16 protein-coding genes are annotated in these 24110 nt (G+C 49.0%); 3 read left to right on the top strand and 13 right to left on the bottom strand.

Translation table 11 applies throughout. The features are described 5' to 3' along the window. Positions 1–43 precede the first annotated feature (43 nt). Positions 44–457 (top strand): large-conductance mechanosensitive channel protein MscL, encoded by a 414-nt coding sequence (gene mscL, locus IX84_RS13560; RefSeq protein WP_044221541.1) that lies wholly within the window; start codon positions 44–46, stop codon positions 455–457. A 90-nt stretch (positions 458–547) separates the two neighbouring features. Here mscL and IX84_RS13555 read toward each other — a convergent pair whose 3' ends face one another. The 10 genes from IX84_RS13555 to IX84_RS13515 form a co-directional block, all read right to left on the bottom strand. Next, positions 548–2065, bottom strand: coding sequence for a T9SS type B sorting domain-containing protein (locus IX84_RS13555; protein WP_160213766.1), 1518 nt, complete (start codon positions 2063–2065; stop codon positions 548–550). Positions 2066–2516: 451 nt separating this feature from the next. Then, positions 2517–2729, bottom strand: coding sequence for a T9SS type A sorting domain-containing protein (locus tag IX84_RS32125; protein ID WP_072013658.1), 213 nt, complete (start codon positions 2727–2729; stop codon positions 2517–2519). Between the two features lie 382 nt (positions 2730–3111). Then, complete coding sequence (locus IX84_RS13550; RefSeq protein ID WP_044217682.1) at positions 3112–4185, bottom strand: transposase; 1074 nt, start codon at positions 4183–4185, stop codon at positions 3112–3114. Between the two features lie 240 nt (positions 4186–4425). Next, on the bottom strand, positions 4426–5892 hold the full coding sequence (locus IX84_RS13545; RefSeq protein WP_081968750.1) for a T9SS type A sorting domain-containing protein: 1467 nt from the start codon (positions 5890–5892) through the stop codon (positions 4426–4428). Further along, a complete protein-coding gene (locus tag IX84_RS13540; protein ID WP_152605050.1) occupies positions 5893–7146 on the bottom strand; it encodes a hypothetical protein in 1254 nt (417 codons plus the stop codon). Then, positions 7121–9841, bottom strand: coding sequence for a T9SS type A sorting domain-containing protein (locus IX84_RS13535; protein WP_081968749.1), 2721 nt, complete (start codon positions 9839–9841; stop codon positions 7121–7123). The genes IX84_RS13540 and IX84_RS13535 overlap by 26 nt, the downstream gene beginning before the upstream one ends. 163 nt (positions 9842–10004) lie before the next feature. Continuing rightward, positions 10005–13568 carry a DNA polymerase III subunit alpha gene (gene dnaE, locus IX84_RS13530; protein WP_044221521.1) on the bottom strand — a complete coding sequence of 1188 codons (3564 nt, stop codon included), beginning with the start codon at positions 13566–13568 and terminating at the stop codon, positions 10005–10007. A 492-nt stretch (positions 13569–14060) separates the two neighbouring features. Continuing rightward, entirely contained in the window at positions 14061–14333 is a 273-nt protein-coding gene (locus tag IX84_RS13525) for an acyl carrier protein (protein WP_044221517.1), read from the bottom strand. Positions 14334–14503: 170 nt separating this feature from the next. Then, complete coding sequence (locus IX84_RS13520; RefSeq protein ID WP_152605049.1) at positions 14504–15220, bottom strand: LOG family protein; 717 nt, start codon at positions 15218–15220, stop codon at positions 14504–14506. A 134-nt stretch (positions 15221–15354) separates the two neighbouring features. Continuing rightward, on the bottom strand, positions 15355–16626 hold the full coding sequence (locus tag IX84_RS13515; RefSeq protein ID WP_044221514.1) for a sigma-54-dependent transcriptional regulator: 1272 nt from the start codon (positions 16624–16626) through the stop codon (positions 15355–15357). Between the two features lie 330 nt (positions 16627–16956). Between IX84_RS13515 and lepA the strand changes: the two genes are divergently transcribed. Then, the gene (gene lepA, locus IX84_RS13510) at positions 16957–18747 is read left to right on the top strand and encodes a translation elongation factor 4 (protein WP_044221510.1); all 1791 of its coding nucleotides are present in this window, start codon (positions 16957–16959) and stop codon (positions 18745–18747) included. Positions 18748–19533: 786 nt separating this feature from the next. On the opposite strand, the gene IX84_RS13505 is transcribed toward lepA, so the two are convergent. From IX84_RS13505 to IX84_RS13495, 3 genes are all read right to left on the bottom strand, one after another. Next, positions 19534–20316, bottom strand: a complete 783-nt coding sequence (locus tag IX84_RS13505; RefSeq protein WP_044221507.1) for an anti-sigma factor — start codon at positions 20314–20316, stop codon at positions 19534–19536. A 10-nt stretch (positions 20317–20326) separates the two neighbouring features. Next, positions 20327–20926 carry an RNA polymerase sigma factor gene (locus IX84_RS13500; RefSeq protein ID WP_044221503.1) on the bottom strand — a complete coding sequence of 200 codons (600 nt, stop codon included), beginning with the start codon at positions 20924–20926 and terminating at the stop codon, positions 20327–20329. A gap of 171 nt (positions 20927–21097) precedes the next feature. Continuing rightward, on the bottom strand, positions 21098–23071 hold the full coding sequence (locus IX84_RS13495; protein ID WP_152605048.1) for an OmpA family protein: 1974 nt from the start codon (positions 23069–23071) through the stop codon (positions 21098–21100). A gap of 175 nt (positions 23072–23246) precedes the next feature. Between IX84_RS13495 and IX84_RS13490 the strand changes: the two genes are divergently transcribed. Further along, positions 23247–24107, top strand: a complete 861-nt coding sequence (locus IX84_RS13490; protein WP_044221498.1) for a DUF2911 domain-containing protein — start codon at positions 23247–23249, stop codon at positions 24105–24107. Positions 24108–24110: the final 3 nt, after the last annotated feature.

The following is a 24110-nucleotide window of genomic DNA, read 5'->3' as shown; positions in this document are numbered from 1 at the left end:
ATTCTGTCGTATTTTTCAGGCCTTAAACCAAACACACTGAACAATGCTAAAAGAATTCAAGGCCTTCATCATGAAAGGCAACGTACTGGAACTGGCCGTAGCCGTAATTATTGCGGGTGCATTTGGAGCCATTGTCAAGTCGCTCACGGCTGATGTCATTATGCCACCGATTGGCCTCGCGCTGGGCGGGGTAGACTTCTCCAGCCTCGCTATTGTGCTTCAGGAGGGCGTGTCCAATGACGCGGGCGAGCTCGTGCAGGAGGAGGTTGCCATCCGCTATGGTATTTTCATACAGCGGATTTTGGACTTCCTGATCATCGCCTTCATTGTTTTCATGATCATCCGGTCTTACAACCGCCTGACGGAAAAGAAAGAGGCAGAGGAGGCTCCACCTGCACCTAAGGGTCCTTCGCAGGAAGAACTGCTGGCTGAAATCCGGGACTTGCTTAAGAAGTAAAGAGGGCAGAGGAGGAGGTGGAAGGCACTTCTGAAGTGCCTTCCACCTCCTCCTCCTATACCGTTCCAAAATTATTGAAATATACATTAGCTACCTCAATAGCATCACACCTCCGGAGACCTTTTTTACCAGACCATCGCGAACATCACGGTACAACAACTGATAAGTATAAAGCCCTGCAGTGGCTGGCTCCCCTCCGGAAATGCCATCCCAACGTGCAGCAATACCTTCACCTTTATATAGCAAACCGCCCCAGCGGTCATAAACTTCTAACCTAAGGGTTTCATGATAAGGCCCCAGCGGCTCAAAAAAGTCATTGCGCCCGTCATCATTGGGGGAGAAAGCCGTAGGCAAATAGATATTATCCGGGACTTCGACTTCCACAAAATAGCGGCATGTTACAGCACAATTGCCACCATTGCTTACCAAAAGCTGCAAAGTATCGTTGCCAATCGCCTCCAGCTCCGGGTCAGGGCAATCGCGGCAGGAAAGCGGGTAGCTGGACTGCCAGGCGTAGAATTGCCCATCGGCGCAGGGCGACAAGCGCAGACGCTCTCCAAACTGCAAGCGGTAGGGCACTGGAGCAGTAGTGGAAGCTTCCGGCTGAGGCAAGACCACGATGGTGTCCACAGCGGTGAGGGTATCAAGTGCAGTGCCTACCTGCAGGCTGATTTCGTATTGGCCAGGCTCGTCAAAACAAACTTCCTGCGGCTCCAGCCCGCTTGCCTGCGCAGGCGCAGCCGACTCGAATGACCAGAATGCCAGCCCGATATCCAAGTTTGTGCCGGTGTATTCTACAGTGGCGCACTGTCCGCTACAAATGGTATCCTGAGATAAAGCAAAACTTGGGTCAGGCTGCTCGAAAACTTCCACCTCGTAAGTGCAGCTTTGGGCGCACTGCCCGGCGTTCCAAACTTGCACGGTATACGTTATATCCTCCTGCGGCGTAGCCAGGGGATTGGTGCAATCGGTGCAGCTCAGCCCCTGGCTGGGTTCCCATTGGTAGGTGTCGCCCGTAGCACAAGCTTGTAACGGCACGGTATCCCCCGCAGTGACTTGCAGCTGCTGCAAAGTATCAGCGGTGAGCGTGGGCTGCGGCACTACCGTCACAGCCCCTTCCAGCAGCAGGGTGTCTTGGCCGGCGCAGTGGGTCATGACTACCTCTATGTCGAATACGCCGGGCTCGTCGTAACAGATTTGCTGGGGCGCGATCTCCTGAGAAACACTTGGGGAAGCGCCGGCAAACTGCCAGTTGTAGTCTCCGTCTATACGGTTGGCGATGTTGATGCAGCTCCCTGCGCATATCGTCGTATCAAAATTGAGCAGGTGCTCGAAGCTGAACTTAAACACCCCAACATCGTCAAAGTAGGAATAATTGGATTTCTCAATAGCAGTATTGGGGTCCCAGATAAAATCGGTCTCCTGGTCGGCATTGAAATTGCCCAGGGTGATGTAGCGCTCGCCCCCCTGCGCCGTGAAGCAGCCTGAAATTTTGGTATACTGAGTGGTATCGGTGATGATGTCCCCTACGTACTCGATAGTCGGCTCCATGTTGAGCACGCCATCGAAAGGCAATGTGGAGTCGATAGGCTCAAGAGTTACGATCATTTCATATTTATTGATGAAGCCTCGATCAGAATCAGGCCGGATATGGAATTCAGCGTAATAAAAGCTGTCTTTTTCTAGGGGTTCTGATAACTGACCGTACAAATACTCATGGTGAGAATACGTATTGGTAATTATATTATAAAGGTAAGCAGCAGCGAAACCATCTCCGGTTCTTGGGAAAGCCCTCATGTCCGTATATCCGCACACATTAAGGTATTCTGGAGCTGCAAAATAATAGGTCCAATCCAATAAATATCCTGAAAATAAACCTGGCTCGGTTGGGCAGTTTTCATAATCTTCAAATCCTGGGTTGATGACTAGATTTTGTTGGGCACTAGACAATATTGGGAACAGAAGAAACAGAAGAAATAAGCATTGTAAATACTTTTTCATAGCTAGAAAAGTATAATGGGCAGGGCAGCAGAGAAACATCTGCCACCCTGCAATTTAATTACTCTACGATCACCTTACGGCTGATCCGCTGCTCTCGATTGGAAATGAAAATCATATACAATCCCGGAGGGTAGGTGGATACGTCAATCTCGTAGCGGTTGAAGCCTTCAACCGCTTGGACATCTTCGATATTTTGCAGCACCTGCCCGGTACTGTTCAATAACGTAAGCTCTATTTGGGCATCTTCTGTCTGGCTGACTTGTACATTCAAGGTAGAAAACGAACTTCAACTCCCTCTAATGGGTCGCCTGAACAATAATCAACAACTTGCCCCTGGTAAAAGACCGTTTGTCCGAATAGGGGGGCAATAAAAGCCCCCATCGCAAAGTAGAATAAAACGCCTACACTTACGCTTTGAATGTTTCGCTTAAATTGCATAATTTAAACTTTTGATATTAATAATGTGGCTGATGCGTCAATAGAAGCACTACCGATGCTCGACGCATCAGCCTTTTAGTACCAGACTAAATGTACATTCGAACAGCCTTTTTACACCCGAGATAAAAGAGATAAAAGAGATAAAAGAGGCGTTCCGAAAATTTCACAACATTAAGTTAAGGCTTTTTTTTAATTCATTGCCGTACACTTTTATTTTACGGGAAGTTCTTTGAAAATTGGAAAGAAAGATTTAAAGCATGCCTGACATAAAATCGGACAGCCCTCAGTCCAATCTGAAACACGGACAAGCTATCGATTCGGTCTTTACGGCAGAATTTACCCAACTGGGCTGAGGTTCGGGCATCAAACTCGAACAAGATACAGATGATGAAAGCCAGGCTAGCCACGATCAAGAGATTGAACAAGGTTTGAGGCTCTTCAATCCTGGTTTTATGAATGTGGAATCCGCGAGATTTGATATCGCCGAAAAAGGTTTCAATGTGATACCTCTTTCGGTAATATGTTTCGGCTTGCGGGCCATATTCCAAGCTGGTCAACAGATACAAAGGTCGGTCATATCGGGTCCGGTCATGCCAGAACAAGACATTGACTGGCCCAAACCCTTGCTTAGTCACATACATTTGGGGCAGGAACAAGCTTTTTTGACCGATACTTGCGGCCAAATGGCCAAAAGCCGAAGCATTCTCCATGTTCGGATGATCGGCTACCAAAGTATCCTTCGCCGTTTTTAGCACGTACTCCCAACCGTGAGCCAAACAAGACTGTTGCAACTCGCAGCCGTCGAATTCGGCATCTCCCAGCAGGAAAATCCGGCAATCCTGTTCCAGGATACTGTCCATAAGCATCGCCACTTGACCGATAATGGCCACGTGCATGTGTTCCGGGAAATGGCCTTTGGGAGCTTTACGAACTACCCAACAAATGGGAATGGCTCGCCTGCGCCAGATTACACTGACCATCAGCGCCATGCAGTCTTTGCCCACACAGGAGCCATCGATGGCCAGAACTAACTCTCCAGCCTTGCTCAGAGAGTGGAGAATCGGAAGAAGGTAGGGTATAAAGTGTACCGTGACATCGGTCCACTTATTTTGCAACCAACGCTTGGCCTTCTTGACCCGACTTTCCAGGTCAGTGGGGTCTTCCATATGGCGGCCCAACTCTGATAAAGATGCCCGGCCACCTTTGATTAAGGCACCTAATAAACCAGATAAGACGGTTAATCGACGCAAGGCGTTGCCTTGTGGAACCTCAGATTGATGCTTTATCAACCATTTTTTAGATCTTTGCAGAACGGCATTTTGAAAGGGTTTTCTGCAAAGATTTTTAAAATCTCAGAAAACCCTTATTTTTTCTGTCTCTCTTTCCAAACTTTCAATGAACTTTTTGCCGAGCTAAAAGTGTACGGCAATGAATTTTTTAAAACCAGCAATGTTGGGCACAAAAAATCAATCCTCTGCCAAATATTTACATTAAAATGCTCGAAAACAATGCAGTTGCCTGCCTCCACCCTACTGCCGGATAAACCGCTCCACATCCAAAGAGACACCATTCTGACTCAATACCATAAAATAGAGCCCCGGCGGAAAACCCGCCAGCGGCAGGCGCAAGTGATCGGTTCGAACGGTCTGCTCCTGGATGACTTGCCCTACGCCATTGACCAGCGTCACAGTTTTCTCCCCTTCCAATGCTATGTCCAGCGTAATATATTGATGGGCAGGGTTGGGATATAGTTTTAATAAATCGTGCTGCGGACCAGGGGCTGTCTCCTTCGTGCTGGTCAGCAAAGTATCACAGGGCGCATCCTGCCAGTCCCCCAACGCCGTATTGGGATAGTGCGGGATGGTACGCTGCATGCGGTAAGGCAGCGGCAGGCCCTCGAGTGCTACCATAGCCGTATCCGGATGATCATCATTGGCAGGGATGGTATGCAGGTAAGGCTCAGATGCATGTGGTGCAATGAATAATGTACCGTGAGGGGCACGATAAGCATGTATAAAACTCGCTCCAATATTGAGGGGCGGGCGATAAGCATGGCGCAGCGTATCTGGCGGATCACTAAATGTTACCTTCATAATCTGATGCCAGTAAGTCAGGTAGACATACTCGGAATCATCAGAAAAGACGCTTCCTCCCCCACCTACTACATTGTAGGGCAGTGGAGAAAAGCCTGCCTCCTCAAGATCACCGCTGCAACGGTCAAAGGTCAGGAACTGCGCTCCACATTTAGAGCCATACCGCACGAGCCGTTCACCGGAGGGTGAGGCCGATAAGGAGCGCTGCCCCCGGCATGGGGGAAAGGGAAACGCATACCCAATCTCCTGCACCTCGTGCTGTTGCACACCGTCTGGCGTAAGCAGTATTTTGTGGTAGCTGGAAGTGCCAAAGTCATTGGTTATCAGCCACCAGTCATTGCCATTGCCATGCCGGATCATATCGAAAGGGTCTACTTCTCCATCCAATAAAATCTCATTGGCGGAAAGTACGGTCAACTCCCCGGAGGACGCGTCATGCTCCACTTGGGTCAGATAAAGCGGGCCGTAACTAATGGAGTGCGAAATATCGTCCTGCACCCCCAGATGAAGGACATAGTATAGGTGAGGGTGTGTCCTGAAATTTACAATTGTGGCACCTTTGGGGGCTATGTAACCATAGTCGTCACAGACCAAATCGTGTATTGGCCCGGGGTTCAAATTTTCCCCTCCGATTAAGATGTGATGGTTTTGTCCGTAAAGATGGCAGCCATTCGTGTAAAACAGTACCTCCCCCGCCTCATCGAATACCCCCGCCATCGTGCTTTCAAACTGTACTGGCGAATCAAAAGGCTCAAACACAACCGTATCTGGCATCGCTTTAATAAGCATTCTGCCGTTCACAATCGTATCCAGGCTTTCGGTATAGCCTCCAGCCCAAAATTCCTGTGCGCCGATGAGCATCGGCAAAGCAGTTAACGTAATAAGTAGGTATAGTCGCTTCATTTATTCACAGTCTATGGGCTCTAGCCGGTAATTTGGAAAATGCGGGACCGTGGCTACATTTGAAGTAGGCAGTGGAAAACCATGTTGCCGGAAGCCACAGGCTTGCCCCGGAAGGTTCGGCCGCTCAATCACATGCAAATGACGGCTGGACCCTATCGCAGAAATATAAATTTTCCCATCCGGCGCCAATTCGCTAAAGGCAAAACCATCGCTAAAAGGGAGCATATCCAGCTCGTGGTAACGATCCCAGTTGGCAATCGTATCCAAAGCATAGGCTTCCGGCTCTTCCCGGGTGTCTAACTGAATTAATTGTCCAGAGGTGTTGTAGTAAACAAAACGGGAATTAGGCGAGAAGGCTAACCCCGTAAAGGTATTCCTGAATTCTGTAGGATAGAACCGTGCATTATACAGCCTGCCTTCACAGCGGTCAAAGGAAAGGACGGTTATACCATTCCAAAAGTCAGAACGGGCAAACATAGTCCCGTCCGGAGAAAAAAGGCTATAGCCTGGTTGATCCACTTTCTCCGGATTTTCGTAAATATTGATGCCCAGGGTATCAAACCGGTGCAGGTGCACGCCGCTGCTGTCTACCCGATAAGTATGATAGATATTGGACTGATGCTGGCCAAAAACCAGCCACCAACCAGCATTATCGGCGGTTTTGGTCATTCCAAAGCCCGCATTGTAGGCATCCGTCAGCACGGTCCCTTTGGATGTGACCGCTCCCAACCCTTCGTTCGCTGACATATCGATAACAGAATAATAAATATCCCTTGGAAAAAGGCAGCAAACGGGCGGCGTACGCAGAGAATCATACCGCTGATGGAAGTATAAATACTCATTCTCCCTGCCCGGATAGCGTATTGACAACCCCGACATTGAAGATATGTATGGACCAGGGTGGCTAATGTCCCACCAATAACCAGGGTTAATATTATTGCCGCCTTCCATTACCTGACCTCCCATATGAAAGATATGCCGACCCTGAGAATAGTACAGTACATTTTCGCCTGTACTATCGGACATAATATGGCCATAGAGCTCCATATTTACATTTCGTAAATCCGGAGTCGCCAGGGGTGGAGCGTAGTTAAAGTCTATCCTTCCACCGTGAAAATCTGGCTGATCGGTTGAATTGTTCCAGCCATAAAACCAAATATGGTCATGCTTTTGGCCTGCCCCCTCGCCAGGGAGGAAGCAGATCAAAAGCATTGACCATAGTAAGAGGTTATTGAAGGATAACCTTCTGTACATAACGTTCGTTGTTTTGGTTGATCAGTTCAACAAAGTAGATTCCAGTTGCTTCGCCGTTCAGGTTGATTGTTTGCTGAGGGCTTTTATACTCCAGGATGACTTTACCAAGGGCATTGTACACCTTCACTAACTTAAACTCTTCAAAAGGGTAATGAATATTGATTTCACCCCTTGTTGGAGATGGGTATATCCGAAAACTCATATTGGTTTGAGGCTTATCCGTTGCCTGAAAAAATAAGTTTTCAGTCGTACAAGCTGAGATCAGGTCATATTTGAACGCAGTTCCTGCAATTGCATTAGCCAGGTACACAGCCTCTCCATATTCCAATACGCAAAGTCCTGCATAATAGTCTACAACAGACTGGTCTGTCTGGGAGTACTGTTCATATACCGTTCCAAAATTATTGAAATAAACAGTAGCTACCTCAATAAATGCAGAATCGGAAGGCACTGTACCTGACATTCCCTGAAGCAATAACTGTATATCGGTTATTTTTTCTTCCATTCCCGTTTGATAGAAAAGTACAGACTCAGAGATTAAGGATGAGAGTGAATGAACACTTTCCAATGTACTATCCCTAAGAGATTCCTGAGTGCCATCATCTATACTAGCCAGCAGTTCTAAGTTCTCCAATAGAAGCTGATTCTCTTCTCCAATATCCAAGGTTGCTGATGCATCGGATGCAAGCATTATATGCTCCTCAAGCGAATAACGATCATTGAAGTAGGAAGAGCTAAGTGACTCATAGTATACATAGCTATTGATATTCAAAGGAGATAAATCGCTCTTTAACTTCGAAAAAATCTGAAAGTCTATATCCCGATATTTACCGGAAGAGCCAACCGGCGGATTAACCGTTCCATCTATAAGCCCTTCCTCAAACCGAGTTAGATTTCTAAATACCTCCTCAATAGGAGGGGTGTCAAAGCACGCTTGGGGAGGATTTGAAGGGGAAGGCACAACACGAAACCATGCCAAGGGATCCGCGCCCAAAGGATCCTGAGGAGGAATGATAGGGGCAGGCCATATCTGCCCTGTATTATTCTGAACTGTAAACTGGCTAGCAATAAAGAAAAATGGAAGTACTGTACCGCTAAACGCCTCCAAAGCAGCTTCAGCGGTGCTACCGCCCAGCCAAATATTATCGCTATAGGGCTGTTGCCCAATTACTGGATCACCTGCAAATGCAACTGAAGCCAGCCCCCGAACATGATTAGACATAGTATTACGCAGAATTATTGAATTGTCGCAGTGTTCAAAAAAGCTGATGCCTCCTCCATTCCCCATTCCATCTGTTTGATTGCACTCCAAAATGCAATTGACAGAGTTTTCCAGATAGATTGAACCTGAAAATTGGCCATCGCCAATTCCTGTAGCCGAAACCTCATTATCATAAATGTAAGCGCCATCACAATTAACAATCTCAATGGCAGTATTACCAGAACAAGTGACAATATTATCCCCAATCCTGCCACCCCTGAACAGTGACAGACCTATTCCATCTATATTGGTTGTAATATCATTGTTTTCAACGTTCAGCCCTGATGCCCCTGCATCCCAAACGGGTAAACTTAACCTAATGCCATTCCCAGTTGGACGGTCTATTATGTTATTCTGAAACCTGATAGATTGAGGTATTGTTCCACCAATTGCAACACTAGTTGTGCTGTTCCCTTGATTCAGGAATTGGTTATCAAAAATCAAATAGGAATTTCCTAATTGTGCATCTGCAGATATATCCGTGGTATTATTTTTAAAGAGAGATGAACGAAGATATAGATTTACCCCGTCTTGAGGAGAGGATGTACCATCATTAAGCGCTCTAATATCAATTCCTGTACCACAATCAGAAATATCAATTCCTGAACAGCTTAAATAGCGAAAATCAGCTGATTTATTATTGGACCAGATGCCAATGGGGAACCCCTCGATCGCATTTCCTGAAGCGACTGATATTGAGCTGCTACTACCAAGGATTGCCACTGGATTACCAAACGAAGGCGGAGCGGCTACCGGAAACCTAAAGATGTTTCCAGTTCCAATACTTATTGGCTGAGTATGAAAGACCCGTACGCCAAAAGGGCTAAACTCAAAGACATTATTTACTATGGTGGCATTAACATTTTGAGCATAGGAACCAGCTGTAGACCCTAGAGTAATACAACTTATGGAAATGTCCGAAAATGTCGAATTAGTAGCAGTAAGTACAGCGTTTTCTCCAATAAATATGCCTGAAGTTCCTTGCTTTGCAATTGTTCCGTTTATAAAACTTATCTCTGAAAATTCATCTGTAGCGCTAATAAAAGACCACCTATCGTTCCCACATGATGAGATAATAGTACCATCAAATATTAATTTAGGGCTATTCTGATTAGGAACAGCAAGTTGATCTGTCACACTGATACTTGAATTAGAGGTTAACAACACATGAGAGCCGGGATTGAATAAATAATCTATATCAACAATTAAATTTCCATCAATTATAACGCTTACAACCCCACCACCAAGTGGAAGATCGCCAGGATTAGAACCAACAAAGTCACTGATTTTGAATGCCCCCGACGGAGGGGCTTCAATGCAGATATATTCAGATGGATCGTTTTCCAAACACTTTCCAAAACCTGTAGGCGGACATTGGGCTAATAGTTCAAAAGAAAGAAAGAAAGAAAGAAAGAAGAATAACTTTTTCATCATGCTTGATTTACATAACTGTTAAGAGAGACTGGGGAGAGCAAATGAAAACTTGATTTCCCAGAAAGAACAATGTAATATACTCTGTTTCGACCAATAAAGCAAACTTATGCCCAGATCTCGGGCTTAACGCGGGTAGGAGGAAGGGCCCTTCCACCTACCCGCGTTAATTCAACACATACTCCACCCCAATCTTCTCCAGCTCCGCAATAAAACCATTCGCGGCATTCACTTTCCGCTGCTTGGCTTTCATCTTCAGCTTCAGGCGTTTGGAACGGTCGATGATCTCCATGCGGAGGCTGTGCGGGCCGGCGTGCTCAGCGCAGGCTTTGTCCACAGCTTCGATGAGCTCCATGGTCAGCCCTTCCACCGGGATTTTCAGGGTGATGGCATCGGTCATGTTTTCTGCAATGCCGTCCAGGAGTTTGATTTCTTTTACCTTGATTTCCAGGCTTTCATCGCGCCAGCTCTTCTGCCAACCCAGGTTGAGGTAGAGGGCTTTCCCGATTTCCAGCAGGTGCTTGAACTTCTGATAGTCCTCTCCAAACAGCTTGAACTCCAGGGAGCCATTGTAATCTTGCAGCTCGAAGATGCCCCAGCCATTGCCATTTTTGCTGATGAGGTGGCGGGCATTGATCACCATGCCGGCTACGTTGAGGGAGGGGCGGTTTTTGCTGTCTTCCACCTGGTCCAGCGGGCAGTTGGTGAAGTTTTCCACTTCCACTTTGTAGTCATCCAGCGGATGCCCGCTGATGAAGATGCCGGTGACGTTTTTCTCATTGTTGAGCTGCTCGATGAGCGGCCAGGGCTCGCACTCGGGCACCTCGGGCTCAGGGATCAGAACTTCATCTGAATCTCCGAAAAGGGAATTCACCGCCTGTGCCTTTTGCGCCTGATAGGCATTGCCGTAGCGCAGGGCGTGCTCCAGGAGGCTGTCGAATTTATCGGAGGGGGTAAAATACTGTGCCCGGTGGGTGTCCTCAAAGCAGTCGAAGCCACCGCCCATTGCCAGGCTTTCCATCACCTTCTTGTTAACGGAGCGGAGGTTGAGCCGGCGCATCATGTCGAAGATGCTCTCAAACTTCCCATTTTCATCCCGCTCCTCCACAATAGCTTCCACGGGCCCCTCTCCCACCCCACGCAGGGCAGTCAGACCAAAGCGGATATGTCCGCTCTTGTCTACCGAAAAGTCGGCAACCGATTCATTCACACTTGGCCCAAGTACATTCAGCCCCATGCGCTTGCATTCCTGCAGGAAGAAGGTCACCTTGCTAATATCGCTCTTGTTGTTGGTCAGCACGCTGGCCATGAATTCCGCCGGGTAATGCGCCTTGAGGTAGGCGGTTTGGAAGGCGACGAAAGCATAGCAGGTAGAATGTGATTTATTAAAGGCATAAGAGGCAAAAGCTTCCCAGTCCTTCCAGACTTTCTCCAGCTTGTCCTTATCATGGCCGCGCTCCACCCCTCCTTCGATAAACTTAGGGTGCAGTTCGTCAATGATCTTCTTTTTCTTCTTACCCATGCCCTTCCGCAGCATGTCTGCCTGGCCTTTGGTAAAGCCGGCCAGCTTTTGCGAAAGCAACATTACCTGCTCCTGATAGACCGTAATACCGTAAGTTTCCTCCAGGTACTCCTGCATATCGGGCAAGTCGTAAGTCACCGGTTTGCGCCCGTGCTTACGGTCGATAAATTCCGGGATGTACTCCAGCGGGCCGGGGCGGTAGAGGGCATTCATGGCGATGAGGTCCTCAAAGGCGGTGGGCTTGAGCTCCTTCATGTACTTCTGCATGCCTGCGGACTCGTACTGGAAAATGCCAACCGTCTCCCCACGCTGGAAAAGCTCGTAGGTCTTGGGGTCATCCAGCGGGATCATATCCATATCGAGCTTGACATCGTGGTTCCGTTCTGCCATGGCCACCGCTTTTTTGATGATGGTCAGGGTTTTCAGGCCCAGAAAGTCCATCTTAAGCAGGCCGGCGTCTTCCGCCACGCTGTTGTCAAACTGAGAGACGAGCATGCCCGTGTCCTTGTCCGCCGTCACCGGTACGTAGCGGGTGATGTCATCTGGTGTAATGACCACTCCACAAGCGTGTATGCCGGTATTCCGGACGGAGCCTTCAAGTTTACGGGCCGTTTGGATCATCTGCCCGATTTTGTCGTCGGCCTCGGCCAATTGCCGGAACTGGTAGGCTTTTTCGCGCTCTTCGCTGTTGAGGGCGCCTTTGAGCTTGTCGTCGATATCGCCATCCTTCAGCACTTTAGCGAGGCTGGCTTTGAGGTGGTTGGGGAACGTCTTAGCCACCCGGTCCACTTCAGAAAGCGGCACATCCATCACCCGGCCTACATCGCGCAGGCTGGATTTAGCAGCCATCGTACCGTAGGTGACAATTTGGGCGACCTGGTTTTGCCCGTATTTGTCGATCACATAGTCGATGACCTTCTGCCGGCCTTCGTCATCAAAGTCAATATCAATATCCGGCATGGAAATCCGCTCCGGGTTGAGGAATCGCTCAAACAGGAGGTCGTACTTGATCGGATCGACATTTGTAATACCGATACAATAGGCCACTGCCGAACCCGCCGCCGAACCCCGTCCGGGACCAACGGAAACGCCCATTTCCCGCGCCGTGGTGGTAAAATCCTGCACGATAAGGAAGTAGCCTGGATAGCCGGAGTTCTCAATCACAGAAAGCTCGAAGTCGAGGCGTTCTTTGATCTCAGGCGTGATGGTGCCGTATCTTTTTTTAGCGCCTTCGTAGGTCAGGTGGCGCAGGTAATCGTCTTGCGTGGCAAATTGCTCCGGCATGGGGAAAGCCGGCAGGAGGATGTCCCGGGCAAGCGTGAGCTTATCGATCTTGTCGTAGATCTCAATGGTATTCGCCAGTGCCTCTTCGTGGTCGTGGAAGAGCTCTGACATCTGCTGCTGTGTCTTAAAGTAGAAGTCAGAACTCGGGAACTTGAAACGGGTGCTCTCTTCCAGCAAACTGCCGGTATTGATACAGAGCAGGATATCGTGGGGCATCCAATCGTCCTCCTCCACGTAGTGAGAATCATTGGTGGCAATGACCTTGACGTTGTGCTTTTGGGCCAGCTTCAGCAGCTTTTGGTTGACGGCTTCCTGACTGAGATTGGAGTAGATCGGATTGCCTTTGCTATCTTTACCCACGTCGATATTGTCCAGCCCGCGGTGGCGCTGTAGCTCAATGTAGTAATCATCCCCGAAAATATTCAGCCACCACTTCAACTCCTGTTCTGCTTCTTCATCTTTACCCGCCAGAAAGAGCTGAGGGATGATGGCGCCGATGCAACAGGAAGTGACAACCAGGCCTTCGTGGTACTTTTCTATTAGTTCCTTATCGATCCGGGGGTACTTACTGTACGTGCCCTCGATGAAGCCCAGAGAGCAAAGCTTGCTCAGGTTTTCATACCCTTTCTGGTTTTTGGCCAGCATGAGTTGGTGGTAGCGGCGGTCTCTTTCCCCTTTGGCTCTGGAGAAGGCTTTCTTATGCCGGTCCTCCACGACATAAAATTCACAGCCGATGATAGGCTTGAGGTCACGCCTTTCGGCTTCCGCTACAAACTTGAAAGCGCCAAACATATTGCCGTGGTCTGTCAGGGCAACGCCTTTTTGACCGTCTTTGGCGGCTTTGTCCATCATGGCCCCGATCTCGGAAGCCCCATCGAGCAGTGAATATTGAGTATGACAGTGCAGGTGTACAAATTCCGGCATGGTATTATCGGTTTCGGCTGAAAAAAGGCAGGTTTTTCGAGCTGTTATTGACAGTTTCTACGATATACGCAATATGAAGTGGTTTGCAGCATCGCCCGTGACGAAGCGTAGCTTATCAGGGCAAGCGCAAGCCACTTCTCAGCGTAAATGCTGACATTGAGTAGGTTTGCTATGGCAAACCATTCAATCGTCAGTATAACACCGAAAATAGGGCTTTCGGTTGAGCCAAAAAACTAAATCGGGAAAGAGTTTTCCACACCGGCAGCGGACCTTTCAAGGCGGATGGGATATTTAGAAACAGAACAAGCGCTCTCCGTAAACAGGGAACGCTTGTTGTTTTTTTGTACAAGCCGTAAGAACCTGTACCTTTGTTGAAAGGAGTTCAGGCAACCTAACAAAGCTGCCTTTTATCAAGTAGTTTGATGAACTTGCTTACCCGGCCATGGCCGGCACGGGCAGGCAGGAATAAATGATGCAGTTTTTTCTCCGTCACTAAGCGGCATACTTCATCAGGTAATTCGTCGCGTCCTCCACGGTTTCAATGGCATCATATTCCTCAGCGGAAAGGTAAGCGTTGAAGCGGCTTTCCAGTTCAGCGATCAGCAGCATCAGGTCGATAGTATCCAGATATAGGTCTTCCTGAAGGCGGCTGTAAGGGTGAATATTATCAACCGGCATATTCAAACGCCAGCTGATCAGGTCAATGATGCGATCCTGTATAGCGTTTGGGGTAGATGATGATTCTACAATTATCTGATTTGTCATAGCGGGTATTGCGTTACTTTTCGAGGTAGATAACGAACACCATCGCCAATTGGTTGCCTGACGTTTTTCAATTTTGTCGAAAAAAAAGACCGATTGGTCTTTTCATTGTCTTTTACCATCCTGCGCCTGCTACCTGCAAACAGGAGGCACTACCATGAGCACGACAGGGTCTATAATTCGTAATTCGGACTGAGTTCCTCGCCCTTATCTGCGTAGAATTGGTCGATAATTGCTACCACATCTTCCGGATCATCGACGATCGGCATCAGGTCCAGGTCATCAGGATTAATATTGTGGTGTTCTTCGAGCATCACCTGCTTGATCCATTCCTTCATGCCTCCCCAGAATTCAGTACCTACCAAAATAATTGGGACTTGGGTAATCTTTTTGGTTTGTACCAGCGTCAGCACCTCAAACAACTCATCCATGGTGCCAAACCCACCGGGCAGGGCAACGAAGGCCTGAGCGTACTTCACAAACATGACCTTACGGACGAAGAAGTAACGGAAGTTGAGGTTAGCATCGTGGTCTACATATTGGTTAGAGCCCTGCTCAAAGGGCAGGTCGATATTGAGCCCCACGGAGCGGCCGCCATACAGGTGCGCACCTTTATTGCCAGCCTCCATAATACCTGGACCGCCACCGGTAATCACCCCGTAGCCTGCTTCTGTGAGGATACGCGCTATGTCAACGGCTTTCTTGTAATTAGGATGGTCCGGCTTAGTGCGGGCAGAGCCAAAAATGGACACACAGGGCCCCATCTTGTTCAGGGTTTCAAAGCCATCTACAAACTCGGAGATGACCTTGAACATCGTCCAGGAATTCTCCCCTTTCATCGCGCGGCCCCACTGCCGCATTTCGTGCTTTTTCACTTGATTACTGGTCATAGGCTATTCTTTTATTCAGTATAGTTGGTTCATCCCTTCTGCCTGTACAATCGAACGGCTGCCTTTCCTGTTTGGAAAAGGCAGCCGTGGCAAAGGGGCATATAAAGACAACTGAAACGAGCGTTTAGTTCAATTCAGGCATTCTGATAGACGGCAAATTGCTCGTCAATAAAGGCCAGCAAGGCCTCCTTGCTCTCGAAGCGGGCGAAGATATCCTTCAGTTTCTGGCTGGGCGCAGCGCTGGTAGGAAGCACGTAATGTTCCACGTCACCTTCGTTTATACGGTCCTTGCTCAGGATCACCAGCCGCTCTATGGCATTGCGCAGCTCGCGGATATTGCCGGTCCAGTTGACTTCCTTGAGCCGTTCCAGCGCACTGGGGGCTATGGGCTTTGCAGGGACACCGTACTCCTGGCAGACCTGCTTGACAAAATGCCTGGCCAGGGTAGGAATATCATCTTTGCGCTCATTCAGCGACGGCACCCGGATGATGATCACCGCCAGGCGGTGGTAAAGGTCTTCCCTGAAGCGGCCTTCTTCTATTTCTTTGCGCAGGTCTTTGTTGGTAGCTGCTACTACTCGGACATCGACGCTGATCTCCTTGTCCCCGCCTACGCGGGTGATCCGGCTTTCCTGTAGTGCCCGAAGTACTTTAGCCTGAGCGGAAAGGCTCATATCGCCGATTTCATCCAGGAAGAGGGTGCCGCCGTTAGCTTGCTCAAATTTACCGATGCGCTGCTTGTGAGCGGAAGTAAACGCGCCTTTCTCATGGCCAAACAACTCGCTTTCAATCAGCTCAGCTGGTATGGCCGCACAGTTGACTTCTATGATGGGCTGATCCGAGCGGGCGCTCTTTTCGTGCAGCCAGCGGGCTACGAGCTCCTTGCCGGTACCGTTTGGCCCGAGGATGAGCACCCGGGCATCGGTTGGCCCTACCTGATCGATGGTGTTTTTGACTTCCTGTACGCCTTCCGACTCCCCAATGATTTCCTGTACTTTAGACTTGGACACCTTACGCTTGAGCAGCTTAGTTTCGGTAACGAGGCTGGATTTGTCCATCGCATTCCGGATAGTAATCAGCAGTCGGTTGAGGTCCGGTGGTTTGGAAATAAAGTCGAAAGCGCCTTTTTTTACGGCTTCCACTGCTGTGTCGATGTTAGCATGCCCGGAAATCATGACGACGGGGGTATCCGGTGCCAATATTTGAACGCGCTCCAGTGCTTCCATGCCGTCCATTTTAGGCATCTTGATGTCCATAATCACCACATCGTACCGGGATTGCTTTAGCTTTACCAGGCACTCCATGCCGTCCGAAGCTTCTTCCACCTCGTACTTTTCGAATTCAAGGATGTCCCGCAGGGTTCGGCGAATACTTTTTTCGTCGTCAACGATGAGAACTTTGGCCATACTTCAAATCGGTTTTGCTGCCATCAGGCTTCGCCCCGGGAGAGGCAGAACCCGTATCAGGTTGTTTGTATTGGATTGATTTAACCGGCTAATTCGTAAGTAGGTATACGCTACAGGGCACTGAAGGTTTCAGCAGCACATCAGCTTTTTCTAAATATAAAAGTTTGACGAATATCAATTTGGCCCAAGCCAACTATTTGCAGCGCATTCCATTATATAAGAAGGCGCAGGGCATCTAAACGGGTATGCCGACGTAAAATAGATGTAATAATCAGCCCTGTCGCAGAAATAGTGCATACCAACATCTAAAATAGCGTATATTTGCAAGCTATGAAGCAGATTAGAAACTTTTGTGTAATCGCCCATATTGACCATGGGAAGAGTACGCTCTCCGACCGGCTTTTGGAGTATACCAAAACGATTGCCGACCGGGAGATGCAAGACCAGGCCCTGGACAACATGGACCTGGAGCGGGAGCGTGGCATTACCATTAAGAGCCATGCCATACAGATGTATTACGACCGTCCAAGCGATGGGAAACAATATACGTTCAACCTTATCGATACACCGGGCCACGTGGACTTTAGCTACGAGGTTTCCCGCTCTATTGCCGCCTGCGAAGGCGCGCTCCTGCTTGTGGATGCCTCTCAGGGTATTCAGGCGCAGACCATTTCCAACCTCTATCTGGCGATTGACCATGACCTTGAGATCATCCCGATTCTCAATAAGGTAGATATGGAAAGTGCTATGATCGATGAAGTCTCTGATCAGATCATTGACCTCATCGGTTGTGAAAAAGAAGACATTGTTCTGGCCAGCGGCAAGACCGGGCTGGGCGTACCTGACATTATGGAAGCCATTGTGGAGCGCATCCCGGCACCGGAGGGTGATCCCGGGGCCCCACTGCAGGCATTGATTTTTGATTCCGTTTTTAATGCCTACCGCGGTGTCATTGCTTACTTCCGGATACTCAACGGCACAATGCGCAAAGGCGACCTTGTCCGGTTTGTGAATACAGGCAAGGAGTACGAAGCGGACGAGATTGGCGTGCTCAAAATGACGCAGCACCCTAAGGACAAACTGGAGGCTGGCAACGTAGGCTATATTATCACCGGCATTAAGGAGTCCAAGGAGATTAAGGTGGGGGATACCATCACTACGGTGGAACGCCCCTGCGAAAAGGCGATTCAGGGTTTTGAAGATGTCAAGCCCATGGTCTTTGCCGGGATTTTCCCTCTCGACAACGATGACTTTGAAGACCTGCGCGACAGCCTGGAGAAATTGCAGCTCAACGATGCATCCCTGGTATTTGAGCCGGAAACTTCCGCTGCACTGGGCTTCGGTTTCCGCTGTGGATTTCTGGGTATGCTGCACCTGGAAATTGTGCAGGAGCGCCTCTACCGGGAGTTTGATATGGATGTCATTACGACCGTTCCCAACGTTTCCTATAACCTAATGGACAAGTCCGGAGAGGAATACACCGTACGGACGCCTTCGGAGTTGCCTGAACAGCATACCATTGAAATGGTGGAAGAGCCCTACATCACGGCTCAGATCATCACCAAGCCCGAGTTTATCGGAACCATCATGACCCTCTGCATGGAGAAACGGGGCACGCTGACGAAGCAGCACTACCTTACGCCTGAACGGGTGGAGCTATCCTTTGATCTGCCGCTGGCTGAGATCGTGTTTGACTTTTACGACCGCCTCAAGTCGGTCTCCCGGGGCTACGCGAGTTTCGACTATCAGCCTATAGAGTACCGGGAGACGGACCTGGTCAAACTGGATATCCGCCTAAACGGTGAGCCGGTGGATGCACTCTCCGCGCTGGTGCACCGGTCTAAAGCTGAAGCCTTTGGCCGGCAAATCTGCAAAAAGCTCAAGGAACTACTACCCCGCCAACAGTTCGTTATTGCCATACAAGCGGCAGTGGGCGCCAAGGTCATTGCACGGGAAACCATCTCCGCCCTGCGCAAGGATGTAACAGCCAAGTGTTACGGTGGTGATATTACGCGGAAGCGGAAACTGCTCGAAAAGCAGAAGGCTGGTAAGCGCCGTATGCGGCAGTTTGGAAAAGTCGAGGTGCCCCAAAAGGCATTCCTTGACGTGCTGAAGCTCTAATACAAAAAGCAAACAGGTGCCCTGCGTGCGGGGTTTCCTACAAAAAGCAGAAGGCACTGTCTTACCCAATGGGTAGGCAGTGCCTTTGCTGTTTTTAGCATGAAGCTGTAGTAGGTTCGTTTTTCGTTTTGTTTTGACAGCTTATGCAACAAAAGCTATTGCCCCTGCTCACCTGTAAACAGGCAGGAGGGACAATAACTGTGCTTTAGGTGTTTTAGCACTACGTTGCAGTCAGCCGAACGAGATCGCCCGGCATGAATGGCAACTGTAATGCAGCATCGCACCATATGGATTAGACAAAGCTAATGAAAGCCCCGTCACCAATAAGTTCATGGGAAAGTACCAGAAGCCGAAGGGCTTCGTTACTGCCTGCCATCACTGAAGCAGTGAAGGACGAATGCAGTGAGTATAGTAATGTGTTTGGTTTTGATTGGGGTGTGTGCCATAGCTTACTAATGCAGGGAGGAGCTTTGGCAGTCCTCCGTTCTTACAAGGTAGGGGGGGTGATCAGATCAATTAATAGTAACGGCTGCGTGTTTTTTGAGCCATAAGATTTGAAAAGAACACTAACCCTCCACCTACAACAAATGCGCCTGAGGCAATGTATAGGATTAACATAGGCCGATTGGATTTAAAATTAAACAATAAATTTTGGACTATTAGGGTGGATATGTTCTGAGGGCGCTACTAAAATGGTGATTTTTTAATACTCTACATAATTATTCCTCATATTTTTTAATAAAACCCGACACTGTAAAATGGCAAAAGCTCAAAAGGGGATTAAAGCTACACTTCACCGTTTGCAATGAGCTGTTCGACGGTAGGTTCATCGCTCCCGCCTTCAGGCTCTATAGTGATATTAAGGCTCTCTGCGTGATCGATATAAGATACGGCTTTTAACCCTTTGCTTTGTTGTTCGAGGACCCCCATGTTGATCATTTCCCCTTCCACATCAGCCCACAGCTGATAGGTTTTCCCGGAAGGCAATTCTGGCAGCAAACCAGTATTGATATAGGCTACTTTTTCGAGGCCGTTGAGGTAAGCTACGGCTTCTGCATTTGCTTGCAGCCCTGTGGTATGAAGGCGAACAGGCACTGTTGCCTCATGATTTAGAATGGCAAATATTTGCTGTTGCTGCTGAAGCGCGGCTTTTTGGCGCTCACATTCTTCCTGGAAAATGGTATGCCGGCTTTCCAATGAAGCCAAATCACGTTCTGCGGCAGCTTTGCCCCTGTATAAAAACAGCGAAGCCCCTATTAACAGAACCATTAGAGCTGCTCCCATCCAGTTGGAGCCTGAACTGGCGGGGCCAGGGACAGCTGTACCCGTATCAGAACGCTGATCAGCCTGATCTACCCCCTTCATGACTCTTGACTTCAGCTCTTCCGGAGGCATGACAGCGTACTGCTTTGCATACTGATCCAGTGCTTCCCGCATCTGATCAATTTCCGATTGAACCTCCGGGTAGGTTTCCGCATAATCTTTTACAATCTTGGTCTCTTCCTCATCCGTCAGACCAAGGATATACTGCTCTAATAATCCGGTTTGTAAAAATTTATCTTTATTCATGGCATTATTCTTAAACGACGAACCAATATACCGACAGGCAAAAAGCTGCGATCAGGAGGTGGGTTAGACCTGGCTCTGAAAAGATTTTCCTCAACTCACGGAGTCCTATTCGAACTCTCGACTTTACCGTACCAATTGGCAAATCCAGGTCTTCAGCAATTTCCTGCTGAGTGTACCCCTGAAAATAGGCCAGTTCGATTATGTCTCTGTACTTTTCCTCTAATTGATTCACAAAGGACCTTAACCCTATTTGATCCGTGTTCTGCGCGGTACTCAGTTTATGGTTGTTTTTCAAATGCTCATCTACAGGTAGGTTCTGCCGCCTTCGCCGAAATGCCGCAGATCGGGTTTTATCAATCGCTCCATTCCGGGTGATATTTAGCAACCAGGTAAATAAAGTCCCTTTCCTGGTGTCATATGTGGCCGCATTTTTCCAGACTTTGATGAACGTCTCTTGTACCACATCCTGAGCTATGGCCTCAGACCTTACAATATGCAGCGCAATACCGTACAGTGAAGGTGCGTAGGCGTCATACACTTCGGCAATGGCTGACTTGTCCCTCGCTTGAAGGCGGCGCACCAGTTTTTCTTCGTTGATTTTTGTGGCCATAAGCAGCAGTTGAATTCCGAATGCAGATTAGAAAAAGAACTCAGGCAAGGTTACAAATGCGGAACAGAGCCTCAATGGTTTTGTTCACCATTCTGATAGGGTTAATTTGACAAGTTTGCGCAAGTGCTGGGTATATGGTGTACGAAGGGTACAGAATACCCTACCCTAGCGCTATTCCAGCACTCTGATTTTCACTTCCACCCGGCGGTTAAGGGCTTTTGTGGTTTCATCTTTCACTTCCCCTTTGCCCTCCATGTATATATGGTCTACTTCCAGCCCGTTGTCCATGATGACGAGTGCAATCTGCTTGGCACGTTCTTCGGAGAGCCGTAGATTGTAATCATCCGTTCCAATGTCATCAGAGAACCCCACAATACGAATATCCTGAGCATCTTTTTTCTGCAGCGGCTTCAGGAAAGCTAATAGTTTTTCCCGCTCTTCTATTTCCATCTTGTCTTCATCAAAGGGGAAGAAAACGGTATGGGTGTACTCAACAAATTTCTTGCGTGGCAGCGGTTGAGCTATGGCCTGAAGGGTGTCCTGCTCAATGGCCGGAGCAGCATCAGGTATATCAAATGTGGAATGGAGCAACAGCTCAATGGTGTAGAACTGACGGTTGTTCCATCGCGGGATGATAAAGGCATTTTCATAGGGGTGAAAAAACTTTTTGCTGACCGCCGTGAATAGCGTGTCGCCAGCGGGTACACAAAGGAAAAACCGCCCGTCCCGCCCAACCTGAATATCCTGACGCCCTGCGATGGAAACCGTAGCGCTCACGGTCATCTCCAGCGAGCTGTCGATGACCAGCCCTTCAACAAAAGTTATCGGGCGGCTATACAGTTGTGTATCCAGTCGAAAGCGAAAAATATCAAGCCCGCCGGTACTTTCCTCCGGCCGGTCAGAGGCAAAATAGCCGGTCTGCCCGTCTGCGGTAAGAAAAAACCCCAGTTCCCGGAAGGCAGAATTCACGGGTGGCCCCAGATTGATAGGCACCGACCACTCCCCGTCTTTATCTTTCCAGCTCATGAAGATATCCTGATCGCCCATACCCGGATGACCATTGGAGGAGAAGTACAGGGTCTGCCCATCGTTGGTGATGAAGGGGGCTTCTTCGTCCAATTTCGAGTTGATGCCTGCCCCCAGGTTGACGGCCTCCCCCCAGGATCCATCTGCCTGCCGCTCACAAACGTAGAGGTCTGTTCCTCCCACTCCACCGGGGCGGTTACTGGCAAAATAGAGGGCTTGCCCATCGCAGCTGATCGCCGCCTGAGATTCCCACCCTCCGGAATTGGCAAAGCCTTCCAAAGGCGCCATGGCAGTTACCTCCCTGTTTTGGTCCATTTCCACCTGCCAGATGTCGCAACCACCGAGCACGCCTTCCCGGCCGCAAACAGTGTAAAACAATACCCGCCCATCCCGTACAAAAGTGCTCATGCCCTCATCCTTGCTGGTGTTCAGGTCGCGGACGGGGCGCCCTCTGGACCACTGCCCGTTAGTGAATTCGCTTTCATAGAGGTCTTCGTCCCCCTTATCCGTTTTACGGGTGAAATACAGCAGCTTCTGATCGTTGGTCAGAAAGGGGAAATAATCGTCTGCTTTTGTATTGACTTGCCCATTGAGCGGTTCTACGGTAGTAATGTTGATAAACTTGATGGAATCAAGGGAGACCTCGCAGGCACGTATGCTACCTGGCAGCCGCTGCAGGTATTCTTCTTCTATTTCAAGCTCTCTTTCTGTATTTAGGCTGAAGGTATCCACACCCCATGCCAGGAGTGCTTTATAGCGGGAAAAATAGGCCAGCGCTTCCTCCGGCTTTCCAGCCTTATAAAACGCCTCTCCGGCCTGAAAGTACATGGCCCGCGAAAAAAGGGAATCCCGGTCAAGAATCTGTTTGTACTCCTGTGCAGCACCTGCATAATCCCGCTGCAGTTCCAGACAGAGCGCCATACCTCGTCTGGCAGCATTAAAATCAGGCTTTGCTTTTACTGCTTTCCTAAATAACCGAAGGGCCTGTTCCTCCTTCCCGGCCAGCAAGGCTTCTTCCCCGGCTTTGTAAAAATCCACCGCATCACCAGGGTCCACTACCTGGGCGGCAGTCGTAAAGAAACAGCATATAAGGAACAGCCCGAAGAAGATACGTGCCATTGGAATCAGTTTTTGGAATAGTACAGCAGGCCTCACGGCTGAAATCAGCCCAAAACTAATAGTTTTTTTTATAATATTTTCAATCTGTAGCTGGTAAAACAAACCCTTTCCCGGCTTCGTTTTCCATTACAGACATTGCATAATCAATGGTCTGTGCCACACAAAACCAACCAACATGCGAATTACTCTTTTCTTCCTGTTCCTACTGCTGCAACAAACACTGGCCTTTGCCCAAACGGTTGAGCTACCCCTGAAAAGCCCGGCTGCAAGTACTGCGCTTACCATCGGCTATACTCATATTTCTATAGACTATAGCGCCCCTTCAGTACTGGACCGTGAAATATGGGGCGGGCTCGTACCTTATGACACCCTCTGGCGCGCCGGCGCTAATGCGGCTACCACAATCGGGTTCAGTACCGATGTCAAGGTCAATGGGCAACCCCTGAAAGCAGGTAAGTATGCTTTGCTGGTCCTGCCCAGAAAAGACAGTACCTGGACCGTGATTTTCAATCAGAACACCTCCCTGCGTGGCACCAATGGCTACCAACCCGAACAAGATGCCCTCAGGGTAGACATCCGCCCAAAATTTGCACGTACCCGGCACCAGGAAATGCTGCAATATGAGATCGTCCGGCAAAATATTGAGAACGGCTACATACTACTCAGCTGGGAAAAGCTACGGCTCTACCTGCCAATCAAAGTGGAAACTATGGACCGGGCCATCACGGAAATAGAAGAAGCCCTTGCAGCCACGCCGGATGAAGGGGAATGGGAAATTTACCTTCAGGCGGCGGATTTCCTTTTTTGGTCAGGGGCTGTCAACCCGGCCCGAACTTACGCGCAAAAATCAGTAGACAATAAGCCCACAGCACAAGGCTATTGGCTCCTCGCCCGCATTAACGCCAAACAGGAAGCTTACCAGGCTGCGCTCGAAGCAACATCTGAAGCACTAAAGCTGGCAGATAACAACTTCAAAGCCCGGTATGGGAAGACTGTTCAGGAAAAACAGGCCGCATGGAAGGATGAGCGTCAGTGACGC

This window comes from Phaeodactylibacter xiamenensis, assembly GCF_000759025.1.
In the GTDB taxonomy this organism is placed as follows: Bacteria; Bacteroidota; Bacteroidia; order Chitinophagales; family Saprospiraceae; genus Phaeodactylibacter; species Phaeodactylibacter xiamenensis.
The sequence above is the reverse complement of the archived record's forward strand: the minus strand, read 5'-3'. Positions and strand labels throughout refer to the sequence as shown.

Excerpts from the sequence above, each read along its gene's own strand:
- mscL (WP_044221541.1), top strand. The coding sequence starts at position 44 with ATGCTAAAAGAATTCAAGGCCTTCATCATGAAAGGCAACGTACTGGAA.
- IX84_RS13555 (WP_160213766.1), bottom strand. The coding sequence starts at position 2,065 with ATGATCGTAACTCTTGAGCCTATCGACTCCACATTGCCTTTCGATGGC.
- IX84_RS13545 (WP_081968750.1), bottom strand. The coding sequence starts at position 5,892 with ATGAAGCGACTATACCTACTTATTACGTTAACTGCTTTGCCGATGCTC.
- IX84_RS13540 (WP_152605050.1), bottom strand. The coding sequence starts at position 7,146 with ATGTACAGAAGGTTATCCTTCAATAACCTCTTACTATGGTCAATGCTT.
- IX84_RS13535 (WP_081968749.1), bottom strand. The coding sequence starts at position 9,841 with ATGATGAAAAAGTTATTCTTCTTTCTTTCTTTCTTTCTTTCTTTTGAA.
- dnaE (WP_044221521.1), bottom strand. The coding sequence starts at position 13,568 with ATGCCGGAATTTGTACACCTGCACTGTCATACTCAATATTCACTGCTC.
- IX84_RS13525 (WP_044221517.1), bottom strand. The coding sequence starts at position 14,333 with ATGACAAATCAGATAATTGTAGAATCATCATCTACCCCAAACGCTATA.
- IX84_RS13520 (WP_152605049.1), bottom strand. The coding sequence starts at position 15,220 with ATGACCAGTAATCAAGTGAAAAAGCACGAAATGCGGCAGTGGGGCCGC.
- IX84_RS13515 (WP_044221514.1), bottom strand. The coding sequence starts at position 16,626 with ATGGCCAAAGTTCTCATCGTTGACGACGAAAAAAGTATTCGCCGAACC.
- lepA (WP_044221510.1), top strand. The coding sequence starts at position 16,957 with ATGAAGCAGATTAGAAACTTTTGTGTAATCGCCCATATTGACCATGGG.
- IX84_RS13505 (WP_044221507.1), bottom strand. The coding sequence starts at position 20,316 with ATGAATAAAGATAAATTTTTACAAACCGGATTATTAGAGCAGTATATC.
- IX84_RS13500 (WP_044221503.1), bottom strand. The coding sequence starts at position 20,926 with ATGGCCACAAAAATCAACGAAGAAAAACTGGTGCGCCGCCTTCAAGCG.
- IX84_RS13495 (WP_152605048.1), bottom strand. The coding sequence starts at position 23,071 with ATGGCACGTATCTTCTTCGGGCTGTTCCTTATATGCTGTTTCTTTACG.
- IX84_RS13490 (WP_044221498.1), top strand. The coding sequence starts at position 23,247 with ATGCGAATTACTCTTTTCTTCCTGTTCCTACTGCTGCAACAAACACTG.